19 protein-coding genes are annotated in these 23149 nt (G+C 59.8%); 18 read left to right on the plus strand and 1 reads right to left on the minus strand.

Annotated elements, in window-relative coordinates:
• Positions 1-174 precede the first annotated feature (174 nt).
• Together AC0ZT5_RS33925 and AC0ZT5_RS33930 are read left to right on the plus strand one after the other, a co-directional pair.
• The gene (locus tag AC0ZT5_RS33925) at positions 175-420 is read left to right on the plus strand and encodes a hypothetical protein (protein WP_488500002.1); all 246 of its coding nucleotides are present in this window, start codon (positions 175-177) and stop codon (positions 418-420) included.
• 217 nt (positions 421-637) lie between these two features.
• Positions 638-1132, plus strand: a complete 495-nt coding sequence (locus AC0ZT5_RS33930; RefSeq protein ID WP_488500003.1) for a hypothetical protein — start codon at positions 638-640, stop codon at positions 1130-1132.
• Between the two features lie 488 nt (positions 1133-1620).
• On the opposite strand, the gene poxB is transcribed toward AC0ZT5_RS33930, so the two are convergent.
• Positions 1621-3348, minus strand: coding sequence for a ubiquinone-dependent pyruvate dehydrogenase (poxB, locus tag AC0ZT5_RS33935; RefSeq protein WP_488500004.1), 1728 nt, complete (start codon positions 3346-3348; stop codon positions 1621-1623).
• Positions 3349-4076: 728 nt separating this feature from the next.
• On the opposite strand from poxB, the gene AC0ZT5_RS33940 reads away from it, so the two are divergent.
• The 16 genes from AC0ZT5_RS33940 to AC0ZT5_RS34015 all read left to right on the plus strand — a co-directional run bounded on the left by AC0ZT5_RS33940 (position 4077) and on the right by AC0ZT5_RS34015 (position 23104).
• Positions 4077-4979: a helix-turn-helix domain-containing protein gene (locus AC0ZT5_RS33940; protein WP_488500005.1), complete on the plus strand. Its 903-nt coding sequence runs from the start codon at positions 4077-4079 to the stop codon at positions 4977-4979.
• Positions 4980-5476: 497 nt separating this feature from the next.
• Positions 5477-6712, plus strand: a complete 1236-nt coding sequence (locus AC0ZT5_RS33945; RefSeq protein WP_488500006.1) for an acyl-CoA dehydrogenase family protein — start codon at positions 5477-5479, stop codon at positions 6710-6712.
• Positions 6713-6947: 235 nt separating this feature from the next.
• The gene (locus AC0ZT5_RS33950; RefSeq protein ID WP_488500007.1) at positions 6948-8126 is read left to right on the plus strand and encodes a CaiB/BaiF CoA transferase family protein; all 1179 of its coding nucleotides are present in this window, start codon (positions 6948-6950) and stop codon (positions 8124-8126) included.
• A 74-nt stretch (positions 8127-8200) separates the two neighbouring features.
• The gene (locus tag AC0ZT5_RS33955; RefSeq protein WP_488500008.1) at positions 8201-9052 is read left to right on the plus strand and encodes a fumarylacetoacetate hydrolase family protein; all 852 of its coding nucleotides are present in this window, start codon (positions 8201-8203) and stop codon (positions 9050-9052) included.
• Positions 9053-9102: 50 nt separating this feature from the next.
• Complete coding sequence (locus tag AC0ZT5_RS33960) at positions 9103-12042, plus strand: FAD-binding and (Fe-S)-binding domain-containing protein (protein ID WP_488500009.1); 2940 nt, start codon at positions 9103-9105, stop codon at positions 12040-12042.
• Positions 12043-12122: 80 nt separating this feature from the next.
• Complete coding sequence (locus AC0ZT5_RS33965; protein ID WP_488500010.1) at positions 12123-12956, plus strand: enoyl-CoA hydratase/isomerase family protein; 834 nt, start codon at positions 12123-12125, stop codon at positions 12954-12956.
• A gap of 198 nt (positions 12957-13154) precedes the next feature.
• Positions 13155-13322: a PAS domain-containing protein gene (locus AC0ZT5_RS33970; protein WP_488500011.1), complete on the plus strand. Its 168-nt coding sequence runs from the start codon at positions 13155-13157 to the stop codon at positions 13320-13322.
• Positions 13258-13521, plus strand: a complete 264-nt coding sequence (locus tag AC0ZT5_RS33975; RefSeq protein ID WP_488500027.1) for a hypothetical protein — start codon at positions 13258-13260, stop codon at positions 13519-13521. Before AC0ZT5_RS33970 ends, AC0ZT5_RS33975 begins: the two co-directional genes overlap by 65 nt.
• 718 nt (positions 13522-14239) lie before the next feature.
• The gene (locus AC0ZT5_RS33980; protein ID WP_488500012.1) at positions 14240-14413 is read left to right on the plus strand and encodes a DUF768 domain-containing protein; all 174 of its coding nucleotides are present in this window, start codon (positions 14240-14242) and stop codon (positions 14411-14413) included.
• 88 nt (positions 14414-14501) lie between these two features.
• A complete protein-coding gene (locus AC0ZT5_RS33985; protein ID WP_488500013.1) occupies positions 14502-15101 on the plus strand; it encodes a c-type cytochrome in 600 nt (199 codons plus the stop codon).
• A gap of 263 nt (positions 15102-15364) precedes the next feature.
• Positions 15365-15589 (plus strand): hypothetical protein, encoded by a 225-nt coding sequence (locus AC0ZT5_RS33990; RefSeq protein WP_488500014.1) that lies wholly within the window; start codon positions 15365-15367, stop codon positions 15587-15589.
• Between the two features lie 1056 nt (positions 15590-16645).
• Positions 16646-16897 (plus strand): DUF1330 domain-containing protein, encoded by a 252-nt coding sequence (locus tag AC0ZT5_RS33995; protein ID WP_488500025.1) that lies wholly within the window; start codon positions 16646-16648, stop codon positions 16895-16897.
• A gap of 1803 nt (positions 16898-18700) precedes the next feature.
• Positions 18701-20578 carry a polysaccharide biosynthesis protein gene (locus tag AC0ZT5_RS34000; RefSeq protein ID WP_488500015.1) on the plus strand — a complete coding sequence of 626 codons (1878 nt, stop codon included), beginning with the start codon at positions 18701-18703 and terminating at the stop codon, positions 20576-20578.
• Positions 20579-20941: 363 nt separating this feature from the next.
• Positions 20942-21151, plus strand: coding sequence for a hypothetical protein (locus AC0ZT5_RS34005; RefSeq protein ID WP_488500016.1), 210 nt, complete (start codon positions 20942-20944; stop codon positions 21149-21151).
• Between the two features lie 224 nt (positions 21152-21375).
• Positions 21376-21609: a hypothetical protein gene (locus AC0ZT5_RS34010; RefSeq protein WP_488500017.1), complete on the plus strand. Its 234-nt coding sequence runs from the start codon at positions 21376-21378 to the stop codon at positions 21607-21609.
• A gap of 265 nt (positions 21610-21874) precedes the next feature.
• Complete coding sequence (locus AC0ZT5_RS34015; RefSeq protein ID WP_488500018.1) at positions 21875-23104, plus strand: septal ring lytic transglycosylase RlpA family protein; 1230 nt, start codon at positions 21875-21877, stop codon at positions 23102-23104.
• Positions 23105-23149: the final 45 nt, after the last annotated feature.

Below are 23149 nucleotides of genomic sequence, written 5' to 3' on the forward strand. Positions count from 1 at the left end.
TGCGTTGCGTAGGATCAGTCGATTGCCGCGAGCCCGAAATGAACTGTCGCGAAACGTTAGGAACACCTGACGGGAACTGACCAAAAGGATCGCGAGCCCCCCATGATGGCAAGCGAAGCTGAATCAGGAATATAATCCTCCCCGTTGCGGCGCCCTTCAACGGAGTTCGCTACTATGGCCAGAACCAAACCTTCCAAGCAACTTTCACAGGCTGAAATCGATCGCTTCCTGACGGCAGCGGAGGCGCTTCACATCAGCATCGTCAAGCCGCTGATATCGCCTAGCTGCGATCACTACCGCTCAACGCGGATCCTACATGAGGTGCTGTTGAAAACCGTGCGGGAGGTGGCTGGCAAGGAAGTCCAGTTCATCCAGTGGAACACCACCGGACCGGTGCGGCCTACACCGATGGAACATTAGCAGTCTTGAATTGTTGATTTAGCGCTTCGGATGCCGCTGCTTGGCTCCGTCGCAAGGCTGGTGGGCAAACATCCGGCCAGGCCCGCGTCATTCTGGTCCCCTCCGGTGGCTCGGGCTAGTCGACCATGTCCCGCAGGCGCCTTTTGCGTGCCGGAGCCTCGGGTACAATGTCCGAGTTCGGGCAAGTGCGGAGGGATGTCAGGAAGGTCTGCCTCCCATGACGAAGCCGCACGAATCGTCCCATGCGCCGGCCCACAAACGCAATCGATGGCGCTATCCGCTTCTGTTCGGTATGCAAACCATCGGCGCGGGTATCCTTAGCTGGACTGTTATCCCTTATTACCGAGGCGCCTTCGCTGATCCGGCATCGTATTATGCCCGACCTGACACCTTGGTCTGGTTACTCTCGGGAATTGTGTTGATCCAGGGTGGGTATTGGATTCGTTATCGGGTTCATCCCTCGATGCCGCAGTTCGCCAACCTCCTACTCGGTCACCTCGTGCAGTTCGTGGCTCGCATGGGCTTTGTGCTCGCCAGCTCCATCTTTGGATTTGTGTTCATCATACGGCCGCCCGAATTCCACATGCCAGCCTCCCGTTACGTTGTGCTCGTTTTGGGTCTGTTTTCCTTATTCTGCTACGCGCTTGAACTTGAGCGTTTGGCCAGGACTTTGAATAGGACTAGAGAAAGCCCGACCGCATCCACACACTGATTTTGCCACCATTCGCGTAGGCGGAATCCCACAATCCATTGACATGCTGTCCATATGGGCAGGGTCTATCGGACATTCGGGAACGGACGTCTGCCATAACTTCCTCCCATTGATCGAGCGGCCCAGCACAGGCGGCGGGGTAGGGCCGGCGAGTGCCGAGCCTGGCCGGCGGCGTTTTCGTTGGGGTGCGACACCGGCTGAGCTTTCATAGGCCTCTTCATGCATCATTGATAATTTAGTAAAACTGTCATTTTCTGTTTCCTCCGCGGCCAGACAGGCTGGTGACACGAACCCAGAACCAACCTTCTCTATGGAAATTGCGCGAGAGCTGCCTTTCACCTCTTCAGATCTCTGACCGACCGCTCTGCGCCGCGTCTCGGTCATTAAGTTCAATTTTGCGGTAGCCCGAAAGCAGACATAGCCGACGACCATTCTTGGCGAGCAAAAACAAGCGTCCCTTGGGCGATACCTTCCGCGTCGCTAGCAGCTCAACGCAGCAAGTTGGTGCGCGCGAGGTCGATCAATTCGTCGCCGCGGCCGTTCATCACGGCCTGCAGCGCCCAGAGGCTGAAGCCTTTGACTTGCGCCGCCTCGATGGTGGGCGGCATCGCCAGCTCTTGCGGTGCGATAACAACGTCAAGCAGTGCTGGTCCGTCATGCGCGAGCACGTCCTTGATCGCGGCATCCAGGTCGGCGGGGTCCTCGACGCGAATGGCAAACACACCCGTTGCCCGCGCCATCGCAGCGAAATCGGGATTCTTCAGGTCGGTACCCGTTTCCAGGAAACCCGTCGCCTTCATCTCGAGTGCAACGAAGCCCAGGATGCCGTTGTTGTAGACGATCACCTTCACCGGCAGCTTCTCCTGCGTGAGTGTCAGAAAGTCACCCATCAGCATGGCAAAGCCGCCATCGCCGGACATGCTGATCACCTGGCGGTCGGGATAGGCCGCCTGAGCACCAATCGCCTGCGGCAGGGCGTTGGCCATGGAACCGTGCGACAGAGAGCCGAGCAGGCGACGCCGGCCATTCATCTTCAGGTAACGTGCGGCCCAGATCGTGACGGTGCCAACATCGAAGGTGAAAACAGCGTCGTCCGAACTCTGCTCGCTGAGCAGGCGGGTGAGATATTGCGGGTGGATCGGCTTGCGCCCGGGCTTACCGGTGGCGAGGTCGTCCAGCCCTTCACGCGCCTTGCGATAGTTGGCAATGCTGTCGGCGAGATGGCTGCTGGCTCCCTTGGCCTTGAGCCGCGGCAGCAGCGCCTCGATCGTTGCACCGACATCACCCACGAGCGCGAGTTGGAGTGGAGCGCGGTGGCCCAGGTTTTCGGGCCTGAGGTCGATCTGCGCGATCTTGGCGTGCTTCGGATAGAATTGGCGATAGGGGAAATCCGTGCCAAGCATCAGGAGCGTGTCGCAGTCCATCATTGCCTGGTAGCCGGACGAGAAGCCGATCAGTCCGGTCATGCCCACGTCATAGGGATTGTCCCATTCGACATGTTCCTTCCCGCCCAGCGCGTGTACTATGGGCGACTGCAGCGTTGCGGCGAGTTTGAGCAGTTGCTCGTGCGCGCCCTGGCAGCCGCGGCCGCACAGCAGTGTGATGCGCCGACCGGCATTGAGCATGTCAGCGAGCGCATCGAGTTGATCAGCCTGAGGAACGACGACCGGCTGTCGGATTGCGAGAGCGGCGGGCGCTGAAAAGGGCGCCTCATAGTCCTGCAACGCAACGTCGCCGGGGATGACGACCACCGCAACGCCGCGACGCCCAATCGCGGTGCGGATCGCCGCCTCCAGCACGCCAGGCAACTGCGAGGGATGGGAAACCAGCTCGCAGTAGTCGCTGCATCCGCGGAAAAGCTCCTCGGGTTTTGTTTCCTGAAAATAGTTCCGACCGATCTCGGCGGAAGGGATGTGCGCGGCGATCGCCAGCACCGGCACGCGCGTGCGATGGCAGTCATAAAGGCCGTTGATCAGGTGCAGGTTGCCAGGCCCGCAGGAGCCGGCACAGACGGCAAGCTCACCGGTGAGCGCAGCTTCCGCGCCTGCCGCGAAGGCCGCGACCTCTTCGTGGCGGACATGCACCCAGTCGATGTCGCGGCGTCGGCGCAGGGAATCGGTCAATCCGTTGAGACTGTCGCCGACAACGCCGTAGATCCGGCGCACGCCGGTCGTATGCAGGATGTCGGTGATGAGGTCGGCGACTTTGCGGGCCATGTTCCGTGCTCCGTGGTTCGTGATGGCGGTTTGCCAATCAGGCGTCAGACATTCTTCTAGATTCTTCGCGGTGCGGGTGAATTGTCATCATCGCCGTCCTGCAACTGTACAAAGCTTAGGTGCCTTCGGCCGGACCAGAAGCTGCGCCTCACAATCCAGCCGTCGGGCGAGCGTTAAACCACTTGCCCGCACAAGCGGAGTATCGGCTCCGTTGACCAGCACTAGCCCACCGAGCCGCAGCCTGACATGCGCAACATCGCCGTGATTGTACCGGCTTGTGTCGGATTCCATGTTTATGCTCTGAACAGCGATTTCGCGCCAACCACGGTCAGGAAAAACGATGTGTTCTGACCCGAAATGGGTTGCCGGGAACAATGGCCAACCACGCCACCGCTCAAGACGATCGGACCCCTTGGTGGCTGATTTCCGTGCGCCCGCGTACCCAAGAGATCGCGAGGTTTACTGGGAGATACCGCCCACCCCAGACGCTCGCCGGATTGACCTGCCAATGCAGCCATCGTTGGACGAGCCAGGCGTCATTCAAAGACCCTGCTGCCGCCAGCAGGAAGTGCATGCAGAACGCTCTTATCCAGCCCGATCGCCAGTTGTAGAAAAGAGCTCCATTCTGCGAATTGCGCCTAACTCAAACTGGCGTGTGCCGCGGGGGGGCATTAAATCGCGACCATGGCGAACAGGGTGGAGCACGACAAACCTGTATGGATGGAGCGATGACCGAGGCTTATGGACAACGGCTTGGCGAGCGATTGCGAGCCGAAAGCGCACCCGCGATCGTTACCGGGGCATTGCGCACAGCTGATATAGCGGTCACGGAGATTCGATGTGATAACCCGCCGTCGGAAATGAGCGGTCCGATTCAGCAGGAAGATGCTTTTGTCGTCGTTTTGCAACTCCGCGATTTTCCCCGTCATGAATATTGGGAGGGTGGCCGACGAGCGCCGGTGTGCGATTTGCGGGCCGGTGAGATCATTTTCGCGGACCTGAAACGAGATCCGGCCGTTCTCTTCGATAAGCCCCATCACTCCCTGGTTTTTTATCTGCCGCGTGCGGCGCTGGACGCGATCGCTGACGAGGCCAACGCGCCGCGAATTCGCGATTTGAGCTATACCCCCGGCGTGTGCGTCAACGACGTCACGATTTCCAGCCTCGGGAACTTGGTGCTGCCAGCCCTCAGCCATCCCGACCAAGCTAACCGGCTGTTTGTCGACCACGTTCTGCTGGCGTTGGGGGCGCATATCGCTCAGACCTATGGAGGCATGCGGCCAGCGTCGCGGCTGGTCCGGGGCGGGCTCGCGCCATGGCAGGAGCGACGCGCGAAGGAAATTCTTCGCACCAACCTGCACGGTGTGCCGCTCAAGGAGGTGGCGCGAGAGTGTGGCCTGTCAGTGGGTTATTTCTCGCACGCCTTCCGTCGCACGCTGGGAGTGACGCCGCACAACTGGCTAATTGAGCAGCGCATCGTGCTATCCAAGGAAAAGCTGCGCGATGACGGGCTGTCGCTCACCGATGTGGCCGCGGCGTGCGGCTTCTGCGATCAAAGTCATTTCACGCACCACTTCACCCGAATTGTTGGCGTAAGTCCCGGCGCATGGCGTCGGGCGTTCAAGCAGTAGCAGGCGAGTAAGGGTTTCCCTCGGATTTGGCAGGCGTATCCGGACCGCTCAAAACAGCCGTGGGGTAACATCGAGCGCGATCCAGCGATCCGGACAACCGGCATAGTAGGCCCGCGCGCATACGCCGAGCAGCTCGTCGATGACGGTGTTTATAATGCGTGCTCAATGGCCGCATTCTGCGCTGCATACTCATCCAAGACTCCAAACTTACGCTGAAGGCTCGGCGATCGGCCCGCAGCCACATTGAATGCTGAGGCGAAATTCGGGAGGGCTAGACCTTGGTGTTGGAACGCTGTCCGCAGTTGGATCGAATTGCCCCAAAGGGAGCCAAAGCTGGGCAATGAGGCGCCGTGCTCTCCAAAAGCGGAGCAAGAAACAGGATCATCCCAGCGACGGCAGTCTCACGAAAGATGACTATCGGCATTCGCGGCATAGTCGACTTCCATACAAACAGAAACAACGGCGCCGAGCCGTTGTCGGATTGAGGAAGTATCGACATGGTAACGACACCGACACCGACACCGATCGCGGGCGCGGCAACGAAAGCGCCAAAACAGCTGCCCGCGCCGAACAGCGATTTCTACGGATTCGCGGAGACCTTAAATGCGGAGGAACTGGCGGTTCTAAAACAAGTGCGCGCGTTCATGGAGACCAAGGTCGCGCCGATCATCAACAAATACTGGATCGAGGATTCCTTCCCGTTCGAGCTGCTCCCGGCGTTCAAGGAGCTGAACATCGGCGGACTCGGAATGGAAGGATACGGGTGCCGAGGAGGAAGCCTCCTGCTGGTAGGATTGACCGCAATGGAGATGGCGCGTGTGGACTGCTCGTTCTCGGGCTTCTTCGGCATCCACAACGGCATGGCGATAGGCTCGATCCACGCCGCGGGCTCGGAGGAGCAGAAGCAGAAGTGGCTACCGCCGATGGCCCGCCTCGAGAAGATCGGTTGCTATGGGCTGACCGAGCCACTCGTGGGCTCCGGAGCGAGCCGCGGTCTTATGACGACGGCGAAGAAGGAGGGGGACACCTGGGTCCTTAACGGCCAGAAGAAGTGGATCGGCAATTCGCCGTGGTGCGACATCTCGATCATCTGGGCGCGCGATGTCGCCGACGACCAGGAAAAGGGCTTCATCGTCGAGAACAAGACGACGCCGGGGTTTAGCGTCGAGAAGATCCAGAACAAGATTGCGTTCAAGGTGGTGCAGAACGGCCTTATCACAATGAAGGACTGCCGCGTGCCTACAGAGAACCACCTTCAGGGCGGCAACTCGTTCCGCGACACCGCGCGGGTGCTGCGCACACTGCGGTATCTCGTCTCGTGGCAGGCGACGGGATGCCAGATGGGAGCCTACGAGCATGCGCTCAAATACGCTCAGGAGCGTCCCCAGTTCGGCAGGCCGATCGCCTCGTTTCAGCTGATTCAGGACCTGCTCGCCAAAATGCTCGCGAACGTCACAGCTTCTCAGTGCATGGTGGTGCGCACAGCGCAACTGTACGCCGAAGGCAAGCTGACGGACCATCATGCGGCCCTGGCCAAGGCGTTCTGCACTCTCAGAATGCGGGAAACGGTTGCGTGGGCCCGCGAGATCCTCGGCGGCAATGGCATCAGCACCGATTATAACGTGGCCCGCTTCTTCACCGATGCCGAGGTGATCTACAACTACGAGGGTACGTACCAGATGCAAAACCTGATCGTTGGCAAAGCGGTCACTGGGTTCAGCGCCTTCGTGTGAGCCAGGGCGAGCCCCGCCGGCTCGCGCCCAATTCCAGGCAACAGATGCGAGCATGGCTTCGCCGGCGGTGGCGCCATCACTTCGGCAGCGGCAGCACTGACGCTCGCGAAGGATCTGCGGACCGCCTTCCTTTGAAAATCGCACCGCAATTCCACGGGGTGGTGAACCTTACTCGCCGAGCAAAACAATTCATGAAAGACCAATGACAAGCGATAACATCTTCTGGGGATTGAAAGTGGTGGACCTCGCCAGCTTCGTTGCAGGCCCAGGCGCTGCGGTGATCCTGTCCGATTTCGGCGCCGACGTGATCAAGGTTGAACCGCCCTCCGGCGACCTTTATAGAATCGTCTTCAAGCTTCCGCCGCAGCCGCGCGCCAAGGACAATTACCTATGGCATCTGGACAACCGTAATAAACGCGGGCTGACGCTCGACCTAAAATCGCCGGAAGCCACAGAAGTGCTCGAACGGCTGGTCAAGTGGGCCGACGTCCTCATCGTCAACACACCGCATCCTGCGCGCGAGCGGCTCAAGCTCGAATACCAGGACGTCGCGCAATGGAACCCCCGGCTGATCTACGCTGACGTTTCGGGCTTCGGCGACAACGGCCCTGACGCCAACCTGCCGGGCTTCGATGTTACGGCCTACTGGGCGCGCAGCGGCCTGCTATCGCAGACGCGCGATGCGGGGGCGCCGCCCACAACGCCCATGGTGACCAGCGGCGATCATGCGACGGCCGTCGGCCTGTTCTCTGCGATCGTCATGGGGCTGTATCGGCGTGAGCGTACGGGCAAAGGCTCCTATGTCACGACATCGCTACTCGCCGAAGGCATCTGGGCCGCTGGCGCCGACATTGCCGGGGCATTGGCCGGGGCGACGTTCTATCCGCCGCACGATCGGCAGATCCCGTCGAACGCGCTCTACAATCCCTACAAGGCGTCCGAGGGTAGCTGGTTCATACTGGTGGTCACGCCGGACAAATTCCAGGCGCTGGCGACCGCCATCGACCGGCCGGACTTGATAACCGATCCGCGCTTCAGTGATGCGAAAAATCAGGCGGCGAGCGCCGAACAACTTAGGGCAATCCTGGATGACGTGTTCGCCAAGCAGCCGATGCAGCACTGGCGCGAGGCCTTCGACAAGGCGCACATCACGTACGGAGCGATTCTGGAGCCGAGCGAAGTCGTCGACGACCCGCAATTGCGCGCGAACGACATCGTTGTTCCGCTCAAGGGAGCGGGAGGTAACCTGACGCTTACAGTCAGCAGCCCCATGCAGGTGCACGGCGTTGCAAAGGAACCCGCACGCCGCGCGCCCGGCCTCGGCGAGCACAATCACGAAATTCTCAGGGAGCTCGGCTTCGATCCGGCGCAGATTGAAAAGCTCCACGCCGCCAGCACCGTACCGAGAGGCTGACGAACTCATCGACCCGGCCAAACGAACCTATGGGCGCTGAGGCACGTGTGCGCGCGCCAGTGAAGGAGAATTCTATGCGCATTGTCCATTTCGAGAACGAAGGTGTCCCCGGAATTGCGGCGGATGATGGCTCGGGCTGGCATGGCCTTACGGAGCGCGAAAGCGGCTTTCCAGGCACTCTGCCTGAACTGGTTGTGCAAGGTATTGATCTGTTGCGGACAGGCAGAGACCTTTTGTCCATGCCAGCAATCGACCTAAGCGCAGTTCGGATTCTTCCGCCAATACCCAAGCCGCCGAAAATCCTTTGTGTCGGTCTCAACTACGATGATCACCTCGAGGAGAGCGGACTCAAAAAACCGGTTTACCCCGAGATTTTCGCGCGCTTCACAACCAGTTTGACCGCCCACCGTGAACCGATCCGGCGACCAAGCGAATCGTCCGCGCTCGACTATGAGGCGGAGCTCGCCGTGGTGATCGGTCGGGGAGGACGCCGCATCTACCGCGACCGAGCCCTCGATCACGTTGCGGGCTACTCCCTGTTCAACGACGCGTCGATTCGAGATTTTCAACTGCGCACGCCGCAATGGACGATGGGCAAGAATTTCGATGCCACAGGGGCGTTCGGGCCTTGGCTGGTGACGCCCGATGCGTTGCCGCCGGGAGCCCACGGGTTGCGCATTCAGGGTCGCTTGAACGGCCGGGTCATGCAGGATGCACGTACCGACCTGCTCATCTTTGGCGTCTCCGAGTTGATCGAAATGATCAGCGTTGCGATCAGTCTGGAGCCGGGTGATGTGATCATCACCGGGACACCGGGTGGCGTTGGGGTGGCACGCAAGCCACCTGTTTTCATGCAGCCGGGCGATGTCTTCGAAGTGGAGATCGAGGGCATGGGTGTCTTGAGCAACACCGTCCAGGACGGCTGAACCGCCGCGCCACATTAGCTTTTACCCCGATCACATGAGAGAGCGCTGCTATGATTAGAAAGCTGTTTTCCGCGAACCCTGCGCGCATAGGGCGGTCCGACGGGCCACCAAAGTGCGATGCAGTCCCTGACTCTCTGGTCGATGGGACCCCAGATGACCTGAAGGCGGATCTCATCGCCCTCCTGGGAAAAGAGAAGGTCCTCCACAGGGCAATCGATCTCGTACGCTATGCCTCGGATGCAAGCCCCTATCGGCTCATCCCCCAGGTTGTCGTGCTGCCACGGACGACAGACGACATCCTCAAGCTATTCCGCTACTGCCGGGAGAACGGAAGGCACGCGACGTTTCGGGCGGCGGGAACCAGCCTGAACGGTCAATCCCAATCGGACGACATACTCATCGACGTGCGCCGTCACTGGTACGGCGCCAAGGTGGAGGATGATGGCCGGCGCGTGCGGGCACGCCCCGGTATGATCCTCGGCCATATCAACTCATTGCTGGAGCGTCACGGCCGCCGGCTGGGACCGGATCCGGCCAGCTCGCATGCTTGCACGATCGGGGGCGTTATAGCCAACAACTCCGGTGGCATGCGCTGCACTGTCAGAAACGACGCTTACCAGACCGTCTCGGCGATGACGTTCGTAACGCCATCCGGCGCCGTGATCGACACCTCGTCTCCTGACGCGGAGGCGGCATTCGAACGAGCCGAACCCGATCTTGCGATCGGGCTGCTGGAGCTACGCGGACAGCTGCTCGCCGATCGGGAGCTGGCCGACCGCGTGCGACGAAAGTATTCGATCAGAAACACCCATGGGTACCGGCTCTGCGCTTTGCTCGACGGCGAGACCCCACTCGAGATCTTTCGCCGTCTTCTCGTGGGATCTGAGGGAACGCTTGCGTTCGTCGCCGAGGCCGTGATCGACACCGTTCCTACTCCTGGCGTGACCAGCGTCGCCTGGATACCTGTGCCGACAATCGACGAAGCGGTGGGCCTTGTCCCCGCTCTCGTTGGTCTCGGAGCCTCGGCGGTTGAGCTGATGGTCGCTCCTGCTCTCACCGCCGCCGGCCAGGCATTCGCACACACCCCTTCTTATTGGAGAACCCTCAATCCGAAGGCTGCGGCCCTTCTCGTGGAGTTCGGCGCCGAAGACATGCAAGCCCTCGAGGTTTTGCAGAACAAGGTCATCGAGGCTACCTCCAAGGCCAATCTGATCCATCCGGTAGAGTTCACGAGCGTCGAGGAAGCTATCGAGCTGGCGTGGCACGTGCGCGAAGGCCTACTCGGATTGGTCGGCAAACTGCGCCCCCCGGGCTCGACGCTGATAACCGAGGACGTGTGCTTTCCTCCAGAACGCCTGGCGCAAGGGGCTAAAGACCTCCAGGACCTACTCGGCAAACACGGCTTCATCCCCGGGGTCGCCGGCCACGCAGCCCATGGAAATCTTCACTTCACGCTGGTTGCGGACTTTGGCGATCCAGGGGGCCACAAACGGTACGCGGCCTTTATGGAAGAACTCGTCGATCTCGTTGTCCGCAAACACGACGGCTCGTTGAAGGCCGAGCACGGTACCGGTCTCAACATGGCGCCTTTTCTCGAGTCGGAATGGGGCGCTAAGGCAACAGCGATGATGTGGCGGCTCAAAGAGCTCGCCGACCCGAAAGGCATTCTGGGGCCGAACGTGATCCTGACCCGCAACGCAAAACTCCACTTGGAGAATTTGAAATCGGTGCCGCAGATCGAGAACGTTACGGATTCTTCGCAATGCATCGAGTGCGGATTCTGCGAACCGGTTTGTCCGAGCCGGAACGTCACGATGACACCAAGGCAACGGATCGTGACAAGGCGCGAAATGGCCCGACAATCGCCGGAATCCCCGATGCTCGCCCGGCTGCAGGAGGAGTACCAGTACGACGGAATCGAGACCTGCGCCGGCGATGGCACATGCGCGATTGTCTGTCCGATTGGAATCAACACCGGTGCTCTGATCCGCGAGCTCCGTGCGGTCGAGACCACTCCGACAGCCGACAAGGTCGCGCTCCGGCTCGCCCAGAACTGGAGCACGGTCGAGAAGGTATCCCGGGCGAGCCTGTCCGCTGCGCATGCCGTCTCCGTTCTATTCGGAGAGAAGCCGCTGACCGCCTTGACCGGGGTTGCGCGAACCGTCGCGAATCCCGATCTGATACCTAGCGTGCCGGGTCCGATGCCTCGGGCAGCTCGGCCTCTGCGGTCGACCCAAAAGAACGGTGCCGCCGCCGCCTATTTTCCCGCCTGCATCAACCGGATGTTTGGCCGCGATCCGGGCGGCCCGGCTTCGCCGTCCTTGCCGGAGGCGTTCCTCACACTATCCGAGCGAGCTGGAAAGCCATTGTGGATCCCGCCTGACGTCGCCGGTCTATGTTGCTCCACCCCATGGAAGTCGAAAGGCTATCCCCAAGGTCACGAGTTCATGGCCAAATCCATCGCCGATGCCATGTTGCGGTGGAGCGACGACGGCAAGCTCCCGATCGTCGTTGATGCCGCGTCATGCACTCTCGGTCTCAGCCAAGATATTGCGTCACTGCTCGATGCCGAGACCAAGGCCAAGTATGAGAGTCTGACCATCATCGACTCGATCGCGTGGTGCCGCGACCTGCTTCCGAAGTTGACGATCCGGCGAAAGCTCGGACGCATTGCCGTGCACCCAACCTGCTCCATCACGCACCTGGAATTGGCTGGGACGCTCAAGCAGATCGCGACGCATTTGGCCGATGAAGTCGAAGTGCCCATCGGTACGACCTGCTGCGGTACGGCCGGGGATAGAGGCCTCCTTCATCCCGAGCTCGTGGTCTCAGCGACCCGCGAGGTCAAAGCCGTTCTGGATGCCCGCCCGGCCGAGGCCTACATTTCGGCGAACCGAACCTGTGAGATGGGCCTTCGCCACGCGACCGGCCGGCCGTACGAGTCGTTTGTTTTCCTGCTCGAGGAACTGAGTCGCCCCGAGTTGGACTAACGGATCTCCCCTAGCTCAACGTGAAGTTTCTTGTCGACAGATCGGCCGTCTGAAACGGCCGCCCAAATGGAGCCATTCCCATGCCATATACTGATTACAAATGTTTCCGGCTCGCGTTTGATGCAGGAGTCGCATTCGTCGGCATCAATCACCCGCCGATAAATCTTCTTGACGATGTTCTGTCGCAGGAATTCGACAGACTCGGCAGGGAACTTGAGGCCGATGACAGCGTCCGGGTTGTGGTCTTGCAGAGCGCGCTTCCTGATTTCTTCATAGCCCACTCTGGTTTGGGTCGGGTTGGAGCCGCTTCCAAAATGGTGTCCCATACGCGCAGCTTTCGTGTTACGCAGACGATCGGCGAGCGGTTCAGAAACATGCCTAAGGTAACCATTGCCAAAATCGAAGGACGAGCCCGGGGCGGAGGAAGTGAGATCGCGCTGGCCGTGGACATGTGTTTTGCGGCCGTTGGAAAAGCGATCTTCGGCCAGCCAGAGGTGGCGGTTGGGCTTGTTCCGGGCGGCGGCTCTACGCAAAGATTGCCACGGCTCATCGGCCGGGGACGCGCCCTGGAGGTGCTCCTGGGTTGCAATGATCTCTCGGCTGAGCTGGCAGAACGTTACGGCTATATCAATCGAGCGTTGCCAGCCGACGAGCTAACGCCTTTTGTCGAGAAACTGGCTCACCGCATCGCCTCATTTCCTGCGCACGCCATCGCCCACGTCAAGGCGGCCGTGGATACTGGGGCATTTGGTTCGATGGCAGCGGGGCTTCTGGTGGAGGCCCATGAGTCCGATTTGAGTGTCGCTAGCGATGTGACGCAAGCGCGCGTGACGGAAGCATTAAAGGTCGGCGCCGAAACTTATGAAGGCGAGCTGGAGATGGATTATTTGTCGAGACTCTCGCCGACAAAATAATTCGCGGTTACCATTCGGCGGAGTAGCTTCAAAGTCTTCAGCCAGTCGGGAAGGACCCTAGCGTGTCACGGTCGGATCTTGCGCTGCGGGAAAGCGAATTCAAGCTCCGGCAAATCATCGAAACTGTACTGGTCGGCGGGGCCGAACGGTGAACCGACCTATGCCAATCAGCGCCTTGTAAACTATCGGGGCGCGGGATTGGAGGATTTCAAGAATGATGGTTGGCAGCGATTCCTGCACCCGGACGACGTCCCAGACACCTTAAAGGCCTTCTATAACGCAATTAGCACTGGAACGTCCTATGAGGCTGTGCACCGCCTGCGTCGGTCGGACGGCGAAATATCGTTGGCACCATACTCGCGGTGAACCTCTTCGCGACCGAAAGGGGCAGATTGTCCAGTGGTACGGCTTGTCCGTCGACATTGATGAAGGCAAGAAAGCCGAAGACTTGCTTCGCCGCAGCGAAGCCCATCTGGCCGAAGCACAGAGGCTGAGTCACTGCGGTGCGTCGGCCTACAACGAGACGATGATTCTTTATTGGTCGGAAGAGACTTATCGCATTTGAGGTATTGATCCGGCACAGGGTATCCCGAGCCGTGAACGGTTGTGCTGGGAATTTTTCCGCACTCTCCGATCACCGGGTCGCCGTGGCAGCAAGCCGGTGGATGGGTCTAGCCGGTATCGGCGCTGTGCGCAAACGCAGAAACATCAAGTGCCGCAGCCGTGGCAACCGCGCCTGCCAAGCCCGCCATGTGTCGTGTTCCAACAGCATGCATTCGAATGGCCTCCGTGAACGGCGACCGATGTCGTTGCAACTATCATACATCCTTCACTGCTAATATAAAGAAGGCGCTTGCCGCGCGCGCCGTTACTTCGACAGCGGAACGCCGAGCTACGCGTTCCCGTTCGTCTCGTCATGACTGCGCCGCCGCGCTGATCAAACCCCAAGCGTTTGGCCTTTGAAGCCCGCTGCCCCACGGTGGCGGGCTTTTTAACGGACGTGCGAGAGGCTCCGGCGCCCAATCCAAAGGGACCGAAGAGTTCGCGGGCCGTCGTAGGCGGTGCTGCATTGAAAGAAAACTCGCCGGGCGAAGGAACCCCAATCCCTCAAGCCCGGCGAAAGTTTACTTCCTGATCCCCGATCAGGACCGGTAGGAGGAGGGTACCGGCAATCTATGCAGTGCAAAACCGGTGCCAGCATTTTTTGTCCCGAAATGAGACAGGCCAACGCGAGCCATGCGCAACAGCGAACTTACCGAACGCCCTGGCCGAGGCTGGACGTGATGGGCCGAGGGCGTAGGCCCAATGTCATCTCGGTTGACGAGCTCACCCACAAACTGATTGCTGACGCGGCGGTGATCGGAATTCGGGGGATCGAGATCGGCGAAGAGGTCGACAGCCTCTATCGCACGATCCTTGATGCCATCGTCCACTATGACGCTGGCGTGCCGCAGTGACCATTCGCCGCTTGCCGGCGAGATCACACGGGTTGACCTTCCATGTGCTGGAAGGTGTATGGCCGAAGCGTGACTTGGAGGTAGGCGCATGAACATTGGAGTTGCGGCCTGCCCGCACTGGGGAGCGCACAACTCGGTGAAACGCATCGTCCTTGCGGTGGGGCTTGCACTGGCTTGTGTTTCAGGCCTGGCCGCTGCCAAGGTTGGCAGTGAAGCACTCATTGAGGCCCGCCAAGCGTCCATGAAACAAATGGCAACGGCTGCAAAAACGCTTGCTGGGATGTTTAACGGCCAAGTCCCTTACAATGCTGCTGAATTTCGAGACGCTGCCGAAACCCTACGAGATCGAACCGGGAGCCTCGTTGGCGAGTTTCCATCCGGATCGCTCGGTCCACTGTCCGGTGCCAAACCGGAAATCGACCAAGACCGACGAAGTTTTGAGGCGCTGGCTCACCACATCGCCACGCTCGCAACTGCACTCGCAAAGGAGGCTGCGAATGCGCCCCCGCAAATCAACGCCGAAATGCGGATGGGGCCTGGAAAGATGATGGACGGCGGAAGTCTGCTGGGGAAGCGCACTAACGCGGCTGAACCCGATCCGGCGACGCTGCCCGCAGAACACTTGGTGCACATGATTTTGCAGGATTGCACCAGTTGCCACTCCAGGTTCCGCCAAAAGATTCGGTGACGGTCGTCCACGAATTAATTCTCTGATGATTTTGTCGACGCGCAACTCCTGCTTAGCGGCATGAGTGAACGGGCGCTGGCGGGGCGCTACTTTGCCCTGAAGGCCGGTGCTTGCCGCTGCTCCCGCCGTCGCTGGTACATCCGCAGTCGACGACGGGTGCCGGACTTAAAGCTTGCACCGGCCATTGCGGGGGAGGTCAGATCTCCCCCGCTCGAGTGAATCTACAACCACATCTGAAGTCGCTCAATTAAGGCTAAGTGCGGGTGGCCATCATCCTTTCAGGGGCCTTACCGGGCGCTTGCCGGAACCATCTTATCGACCGGCTCGGCCTGGATCGCGGCTCCATGCATTGGGATCTGGTCGGGCTCTTCGGCTGCTCGGATTGTAAGGCTGCAAGGCGCGACCGCCGGCCGGTGTTCTTCACTGTGGTTCCTGATTACGAGGGTATCCAGGTGCCGCGCAACCGCGACTGGAAACCGAAGTTCTAATAGGGCCAAGCGAGCGGCGCTAGACGTCCCGCCACGGATCAATTGTGCTTGGCACCGAAATTGCTCTGTAGATTAAAACAGCGAGATATCTGTCTAGATGATAGAAAGCGCCCCTAGCATTGTCTGCAATTCGTGCAGAGTGCCCCTTAGCAGTGTCAGTGAGCCTCAAGGGTCCGACCTCCTATTTTGCCCCAATTGCCGGATTTCCGAGACATACGACAACGTCATGCTTGAACTTAGCCAACGCACAGCGGACGCACTTTTGCGCGCGATCTACCGACCTGTTCCCTCGAGGATCTATCGTTTCGCCCTTCTCTTTTCAGAAGGGGGACACCACCCCAAGCCGACAAGGTCGCCCCTGATGAGCACGACTGGTGACGAGGACCACCGTGTGCGAATGCGGGGCAGGCGGAGGAAGGATGGTCCGTCCCGTGCCTAAAGAGGCCAACGGAAACGCGCGCTGGTGCTTCACATAAGACCAGAAAGATGGAGTAGGTGGACAAGTCTCATACCGAGGCCCACTGTGAATTCGCCATCGTTGGCAGCAAAGTCCCAACCGAAGAATGCCGCCCAGCCAAAAAGCAGAATGGAGAAGCGCATTAAACGACGCTAAATTAGGCGTATTGAATAAAGGTTAAGGGCTTTATCCTCCTAAGGGTGGTAGCGCCATCCCATGACCATGAAATATCCGTTCGTCGAGGACACGCTCGGCAAAGCTGCAGATCGGGTCGGGGCTTTCCGTCGACTGCATGACGTGCCGCCGGCATGCCGACCTCGATATCCAAGCGCTGGTTGACCGTCTCGGCGAAGATTACGGCTGCCAACACCGGGATTTGATCCGGGTCCTATTCTGCCAGCCCTGCCGTGACGCTGGGCGCCCTGACCGAAACATCTCGTTCACCAGCCACCCGAAGACACCAGGGCAGCGACGCTCAGACTAAGCGGCCCGGCATCTCCGCACGGCGGGGGCCAGCAGACTGTCGGGCCTGACCGGCGCGGGTTGGGGAGCGTGCCGGCTGGTGAAAATATACGCTTTCGCTCATATGTTCGGGACCTATCCGTAAGAACGATGGAACCAGCAAAAGGTGGGCGCGCTACGGCGGGCGATACTTAGGTCGTGGCGGTGCGACCAAGGTTCTGGAAGGTGACTGGGAGCCACACCGTTTGGTTATTATCGAATTCCCCGATATGGCGTCATTGATGGGCTGGTATAATTCGCCGGAGTACGCTCGCCTGATCGAGATTCGAAAACGTTGCGCCAACACCAGGATCATTGCGCTGGAAGGGATCACAACACCCATTGTCTGACGGTGCTTCGAAGCGGGCCTTTAGGGCCGGCAGAACAAGGACTTCAGTCTTAATTGCACGATATCTAATATACGATAAACTTAACAGCGCGGGGGGCTTTTCCCGCCAAGGTGGCCGGTGCGGCTTCGCTTCCCCAAGCATCCCCTGCGCCGGCCATTCGCGTCGATAATCGGGAATTGTCAGATTGGATGCTGCACGCGTTAGCTTCAAGGCCAGGCGACGGGCAGACACGGTTGCGCCGCCGCCAAGATTTGATCCTATCAAGGGAAGTGTGGCGGGGGCGGCGATAGCCGGCAGCGTCGTGGCGATTTTCTATTGGCTTGCAGGCGGCAATCACATCGCGGGTCCGATCGGCCTAATCACGATTTTGGGGTTTGCGCTGCCGTATCTTCACCTCCGGAGAAAGGAGCGGAAGAACAGTGAGGCCTTTGATACCTATTACATCAGATTGTTGGAACTTGAGAGGGCAAGAGAGAAAAGCTCGGCTGCCATCAAACCAAGCACCGCTCCCGGTAAGCCCTCATCGCGCCTGGCGCCGCTGCCCCTACATCCTGATCGAGACATACGACAACATGTAATTGATCGCGATGGAACCCGTAGCGACCCATACTCCTAAGCTGCTCATGCTTCCTCACTTCCCGCCGGCGCACTCGTTGGGCAGGGTGTTGGGATGGTGGACGCCGGCCCAGACGGAAAAGGTCCTCAAGCACAAGCTAATATAATTGAGATGCAGACGCCTAGGTGTGATCGCGGAACCCATGGCCTAAGCGCTCCCGTCGGTCTCGCTTTCCTCGTCGATCATCCGGACCCGCAATGAAGGCTGATGCCTGATGCCAATGAATGTTTCGCGGAGGTGGATCTTCCCGCGCTTTATCGAAATCCCGATCGGGATTTTCCGAGTCTTTGGTTTGAAAGGCAGCTTTGACAGTCCAGGCCACATCCCTTGCCGAGCCAAACGTCTGCCCACCCACTTCTCACACCCAAAAGCGGCCCGGCCGCTTCCGGCCCAAAATAGGACGCTTGTTGCCTAACGCCTTGATCGTGCTGCAGACTGCCTCCACGTCAGGGCGCTACGGCATTGTCAGGTTCGCAAGGCGGCTGGCCTTTGAAGTCACGAGCAAGGCACCCATACTTGTCGAACGTCTGCCCGGTTTCCCTCGCAGCTTTGGCCATCCCGCAACCCGAAATAGCCAGGCAGGAGAGCAGAGCAATCGCGGTTCTCTTAACGAGCATCGATTCATGTCTGTCTAGGGGTGAGTTTAGAGCAAGGATTCCCGTCCGGAAAAGCACGCGGCTGAAATATGACTTCTCTGACATCTGACATTCCCCCATGGCGCACCTTCGCCCGCACAAGCAGGTGCCGACTTCAGTCGTCTATTGGGAGCTTTTGTATCCCGCTTCGCCATTTTCATCAAACCTCGGCGGAACTGGCTGCGTTGGCCGAAGTTAATTTCCGGCCAAACGCTCCTCCCGAGGTGACAACTGGATTCTCGAGGTCAAGTTCGACGGCTACCGCTCGAAGATCTATCGCCGCGTGGACGATTCACATTTTCAGACGTTACTGGCACATGTCAGCGCCAGGGCCCTATACTGCGACTCCGAGCGACAGAACCTCGGCTGTTCGGACATTGGACGTCGGCGGATCGAGTTGATCGCCGCCTTTTATCGAAAGGTCTAAAACTAGTGTCTCCAGAAGAATGCAAACAGCGAAAGCGTGTTTATACTGGGGGCAATGCGACTTGGTTTTGGAGGGTTTCTCGGCCGATAGTATTGCGAGGCTTGGCGCTGGTTCACGACGGCATAATGGGTGCTGCCGCGATGTTGCTTTCGCTCGTGTTGAGGCTTGATTTCGATATTGTCGTTCAAAACCTGACGTATTTCCTTGGTGCAGCGGCTCTATTCGGGGTCATTGTCAGCGGCGTCGGTTTCTTGTTTGGACTGAACCGTGGTATTTGGCGCTATGCGTCGCTGACGGATCTCCTAGCAATCACCTATGCTGCTAGCGCGTCCGTCGCTAGTTTCACAGTGGCCCAATTCCTGCTGGATCGACTGGGCTCGATTCCCCGTTCTTCGATCTTGATCGCCTGGGCCTTCCTGATCGTGCTGCTAGCCGGGCCGCGTGCCGCGTATCGGCTCTATCGCAATCGCCACGACACCGGTCGCTTGTTCGATCGCGGCACCTGCAAGTTCGTTCTGCTGGTTGGAGCCACCGACAACGCCGACGCCTTCCTGAGGACCACTAAGGAGAGAGATAATGCGTCATTCAATATCCTCGCGATAATCGACGAACGGGGGCGCAGGACCGGACGTTCTATTCGCGGGGTTCCAGTGTTGGGTCCGCTGGAAAGACTGCCGCAGATCCTCAATCGATTTGAGGCCCAGGGGCGCCGACCCGAAGCGCTCATCCTGACGCGTTCCCGCGAGGACTATCAACAGCACGCCAGCATCGAGGCGTTGGTTGAGATTGCGGCGCAGCAGAAAGTCGAAATCCTAAGGCTCCCGAACCTTCTTGATATGCAAAGCATCGATGCTGAAATTGAGCCGCGTCCGATCAAGTTGGAGGATCTCTTGCATCGGCCGCCCGTTACACTTGATGCGCCCAAGATCGCGTCGATGATCGAGGGCAGGACCGTCATGATCACCGGCGCGGGCGGTTCGATTGGATCCGAGCTGGCACGTCAGGTTGCGGCCCTGAACCCACGCGGCCTCATTCTCGTGGACGCCAGCGAGCACCTTCTCTACTCTATCGAGACTGAACTCACTGGCACCCGCCCGAGCCTCGAGTTGCATGCCGCCCTCTGCAACGTGCGCGAAAAGGACGCCGTCAACAGAATCGTCGCCGCCCATAGGCCCGAGGTGCTGTTCCACGCAGCAGCACTCAAGCATGTGCCGATCGTTGAGGCTCAGCCACTTGAAGGCCTTTTCACCAACGCGATCGGGACGCGCAATGTCGCTGAGGCCGCGCTTCGTGCCAACGTTTCCACGATGATTATGGTGTCGACGGACAAGGCTGTGAATCCCGCTAGCGTTATGGGCGCGACCAAGCGGATGGCGGAGATGTTCTGCCAGGCGATGGATCTGGACTCGGCGGTCAACGGCACACGTTTCGTCACCGTTCGGTTCGGCAACGTCCTGGGCTCGGCCGGATCCGTGGTCCCGCTGTTCGAGAAGCAGATCAGGGCCGGCGGCCCGGTGACAGTTACCCATCCGGAGATGGAACGCTTTTTCATGACAATTTCAGAAGCCTGCCTCCTCGTCCTGCAGGCGGCGGCGCATAGCCGCGAGCGGCAGCAGGAGCGCGGCCGAATTTACGTTCTCGACATGGGCTCGCCGGTGAAGATCGTGGATCTTGCTCGAAATCTCATCCGTCTCTCGGGCCACCGCCCGGACACCGACATTCAGATAGTCTACACCGGGCTTCGGCCTGGGGAAAAGCTTTGCGAGGAACTCTTCGACAACAAGGAAACCTTGAGCGGGACCGGTGCGTCGGGGATTCTGGCCGCATCTCCGCGGTCAATCGAGGGAGCGCTAATCGTGCGCATCTTCGACGAAATGAAGCGCAGGATCGACGCCCAAGATTTGCCCGGCGCCCTACGGCTTCTGAAATCGACCGTCGGGGAGTTTACTCCGGGGAATGAGATTCACCTGCTGATGAGCGGGGAGGACTCGAGCAAGCACTAATCCTCATCGCGGTGCCACCTGCGAAGTTGACAATCGGAAGACCCTCATTCGCCATCGCGCCGGCTGCCTCCCAGAAGTGAGGGCAGGCGGCGCATCGTCTTTGAGTATCCACGCAAGGCCATGAAGCAGGGCCGCCGCCGAAGGGCAAGAAGCGGCCGGCGACAAAGTGGGTCAAGCCGGGACTAATCGGGCGCGTGAAGCATCTGCGGGGCGAGGAAGACCTGCGACACGCATCACTACAGGATTTCAGGGACGGGGATTGACCCGTCAGCCGATGCTGATTCGCTGCATGTCGCCGCCTTCGCCTTCCATAAGGAAGGCACCAAGCGCGCTCATCAGTGCATCGGCGCTGTCCTTCTCAAGATGAAGCTCGATTTCTTCGTCGTCTTATGTGACCAGCAGCAACTTGCCCCTCAGCGGGTTGCGCGAAATGACCACAATATCGTCATCCTGATAGTCGGCTTCCTCGGCCATGGCTTTCCTCGCCGCATGAGCACGCGCGGAATGAACTTCCTAGATCGATGGCTGGCCAACAACGTTCCTGAGACGACGAAGGCCGACATCATTACTTGATGGTCTGGAGCAGGACACCAGCGACTATGAGCCGGACAGCGACCGCGAGCCCATGCTTGGAGCCGCAGAACTCCATCCAACGTCACGGGAAAGCCCATGGGGCCGCAGCGGCGAGCTAACGGTCTCGCACTACGGCAGCAACTCGCAAGAGCATTGGGCAGGCTCCCGCGCCACGTTCCCAAGCCAAGATGGAGTGCGAGGCCGAGAATGAACACGGGGGCGATGTGCTGGACGAGCCGCACGACGGCCGAGACGATGACGAGTATGAGCTCGGCTGGACTGAACATGTCGACCAGCGCAAGGAGGTGATCGTCGATCAGAATAGCTGGAACCATCCCGAGGGCGAGCCGCTGTTCGGCTGGTGCGAGAACCACGGCAAAGGCGTCAGCAAAAAGCCCAGCGCGCCAGAGCCTATGAAGGTCGCAACGCCACAAGCTAAAAGCGTATTGCCATCCTGACTTTGCGCAAAGCGTCCCTACCATGTTCGCGTCCATGTCGCCTGGACGCAGGCCTAATCCGTCCAAGCTGCCGGCTGGCCGCAAAGGCACCGTGCCACAATATTGCCCGGTTCCGGCCATAATCGATTAATACCGTGATAAACAATTCCTGCGCACAAAGGATCGGGGTTCACGGCGTTGTTGGTATTGTCGAGTGAGTGCTTTGGCTCCTCTGGCGGTTAGATGGCGGCGTCTTTCATTGAGACTGTAGGGGACATCTGAAAAAATGCAGGCTGTGACGCACCCGCGTCTTCGTCGCGCTGCTACAGTCGCGTTGTTGGCGGTATCGGCTGCCTTGCTGGCGGCTTGCGCATCGCCTGAACCCAAAGCGATGGTCTACAAAAAGACCCGCTCCAAGGAATATTTCTCCGAATCCGAATACGGCGTGAAGGCAAGCCCACGTGTGGCCTTCCGGGGCGGGCGGCTGCAGCGTGGCGGCGGCCGGGACCAGCTCGGCAAGCCCTATCAGGTCCGGGGCAGGTGGTATTACCCCAAGGAAGACAAGCACTACGCCAAGGTCGGTCTGGCCTCCTGGTATGGCGATGCCTTCCACGGCCGGCTTACCGCCAATGGCGAAGTCTACGACATGACACACCTGACGGCGGCTCATCCGACCATGCCGCTGCCAAGCTATGCCCGTGTCACCAATCTCAAGACCGGCAGCTCTGTGATCGTTCGCGTCAACGATCGCGGCCCCTATCACGAAGGCCGCATCATCGATGTGTCGGAGCGCGCCGCCCAAATGCTTGATTATGCCAATATCGGCACCGCTCAGGTAAAGGTCGAGTATGTCGGCCGCGCACCGCTCGACGGCGATGACGACCAGTATCTGATGGCCTCCTACCATCCCGGCAACAGGGCGCCGGATCCGTCGGATGGACTGCCGACCGGCGTCATGGTCGCCATGAACGGACCGTCGCCGAGCCTTCCCGTTGGTGCCGCCGCCGTGCCGTTTCCTGGCCAGTTGACCGATTCGGGGGCGGCCCAGGCGGTCATGCCGGCGCAGTCGCCGGCCTATGGCGACCTGGCATTGCCGGATTTCGGCCCGATCGTGCCGGAGCGCCCAGAGATCAGCCTGCCGCCGCAATCGCCGTTTGCCGTGGCCTCGCTCTCCTATGCGGACGAGCGGGTAGAGCGCGCCTCCAACGCCTTCGCAGCGCTTGGCGGCGACGGCATGTCACCGGCCGACCTGCTTCAATCGTGGAAGCGTCAGTCGCCGTCTGCCGGTTCGCCCACCGACTATGTTGCGGCAGGTTCGTTCGAGGATGCGGCGGACGCCAAGCGCGTTGCCGCCCAGCTTGCCGCATTCGGCAAGATCGAGATCCAGCGTTCAGAACTCGATGGCGAGGATTGGTATTCGGTCAATCTCTATCCCGACGGCCACCGCAATCTGGATGAATTGCTGCAGGCAGCCTGGTCGCATGGTGCGCCGGATGCGCTGGCTGTGCGCAACTGAGCGCAAGCAAGGTCGGATCTCCACTGCGCGGTTGATCCGCCACGG

This window comes from Mesorhizobium sp. CNPSo 4670 (assembly GCF_057784235.1).

What these genes read in the sequence shown, in the direction of transcription:
- AC0ZT5_RS33925 (WP_488500002.1), top strand. Translation starts at nt 175, where the DNA reads ATGGCCAGAACCAAACCTTCCAAGCAACTTTCACAGGCTGAAATCGAT.
- AC0ZT5_RS33930 (WP_488500003.1), top strand. Translation starts at nt 638, where the DNA reads ATGACGAAGCCGCACGAATCGTCCCATGCGCCGGCCCACAAACGCAAT.
- poxB (WP_488500004.1), bottom strand. Translation starts at nt 3,348, where the DNA reads ATGGCCCGCAAAGTCGCCGACCTCATCACCGACATCCTGCATACGACC.
- AC0ZT5_RS33940 (WP_488500005.1), top strand. Translation starts at nt 4,077, where the DNA reads ATGACCGAGGCTTATGGACAACGGCTTGGCGAGCGATTGCGAGCCGAA.
- AC0ZT5_RS33945 (WP_488500006.1), top strand. Translation starts at nt 5,477, where the DNA reads ATGGTAACGACACCGACACCGACACCGATCGCGGGCGCGGCAACGAAA.
- AC0ZT5_RS33955 (WP_488500008.1), top strand. Translation starts at nt 8,201, where the DNA reads ATGCGCATTGTCCATTTCGAGAACGAAGGTGTCCCCGGAATTGCGGCG.
- AC0ZT5_RS33960 (WP_488500009.1), top strand. Translation starts at nt 9,103, where the DNA reads ATGATTAGAAAGCTGTTTTCCGCGAACCCTGCGCGCATAGGGCGGTCC.
- AC0ZT5_RS33965 (WP_488500010.1), top strand. Translation starts at nt 12,123, where the DNA reads ATGCCATATACTGATTACAAATGTTTCCGGCTCGCGTTTGATGCAGGA.
- AC0ZT5_RS33975 (WP_488500027.1), top strand. Translation starts at nt 13,258, where the DNA reads ATGAGGCTGTGCACCGCCTGCGTCGGTCGGACGGCGAAATATCGTTGG.
- AC0ZT5_RS33980 (WP_488500012.1), top strand. Translation starts at nt 14,240, where the DNA reads ATGGGCCGAGGGCGTAGGCCCAATGTCATCTCGGTTGACGAGCTCACC.
- AC0ZT5_RS33985 (WP_488500013.1), top strand. Translation starts at nt 14,502, where the DNA reads ATGAACATTGGAGTTGCGGCCTGCCCGCACTGGGGAGCGCACAACTCG.
- AC0ZT5_RS34000 (WP_488500015.1), top strand. Translation starts at nt 18,701, where the DNA reads ATGGGTGCTGCCGCGATGTTGCTTTCGCTCGTGTTGAGGCTTGATTTC.
- AC0ZT5_RS34005 (WP_488500016.1), top strand. Translation starts at nt 20,942, where the DNA reads ATGAAGCTCGATTTCTTCGTCGTCTTATGTGACCAGCAGCAACTTGCC.
- AC0ZT5_RS34015 (WP_488500018.1), top strand. Translation starts at nt 21,875, where the DNA reads ATGCAGGCTGTGACGCACCCGCGTCTTCGTCGCGCTGCTACAGTCGCG.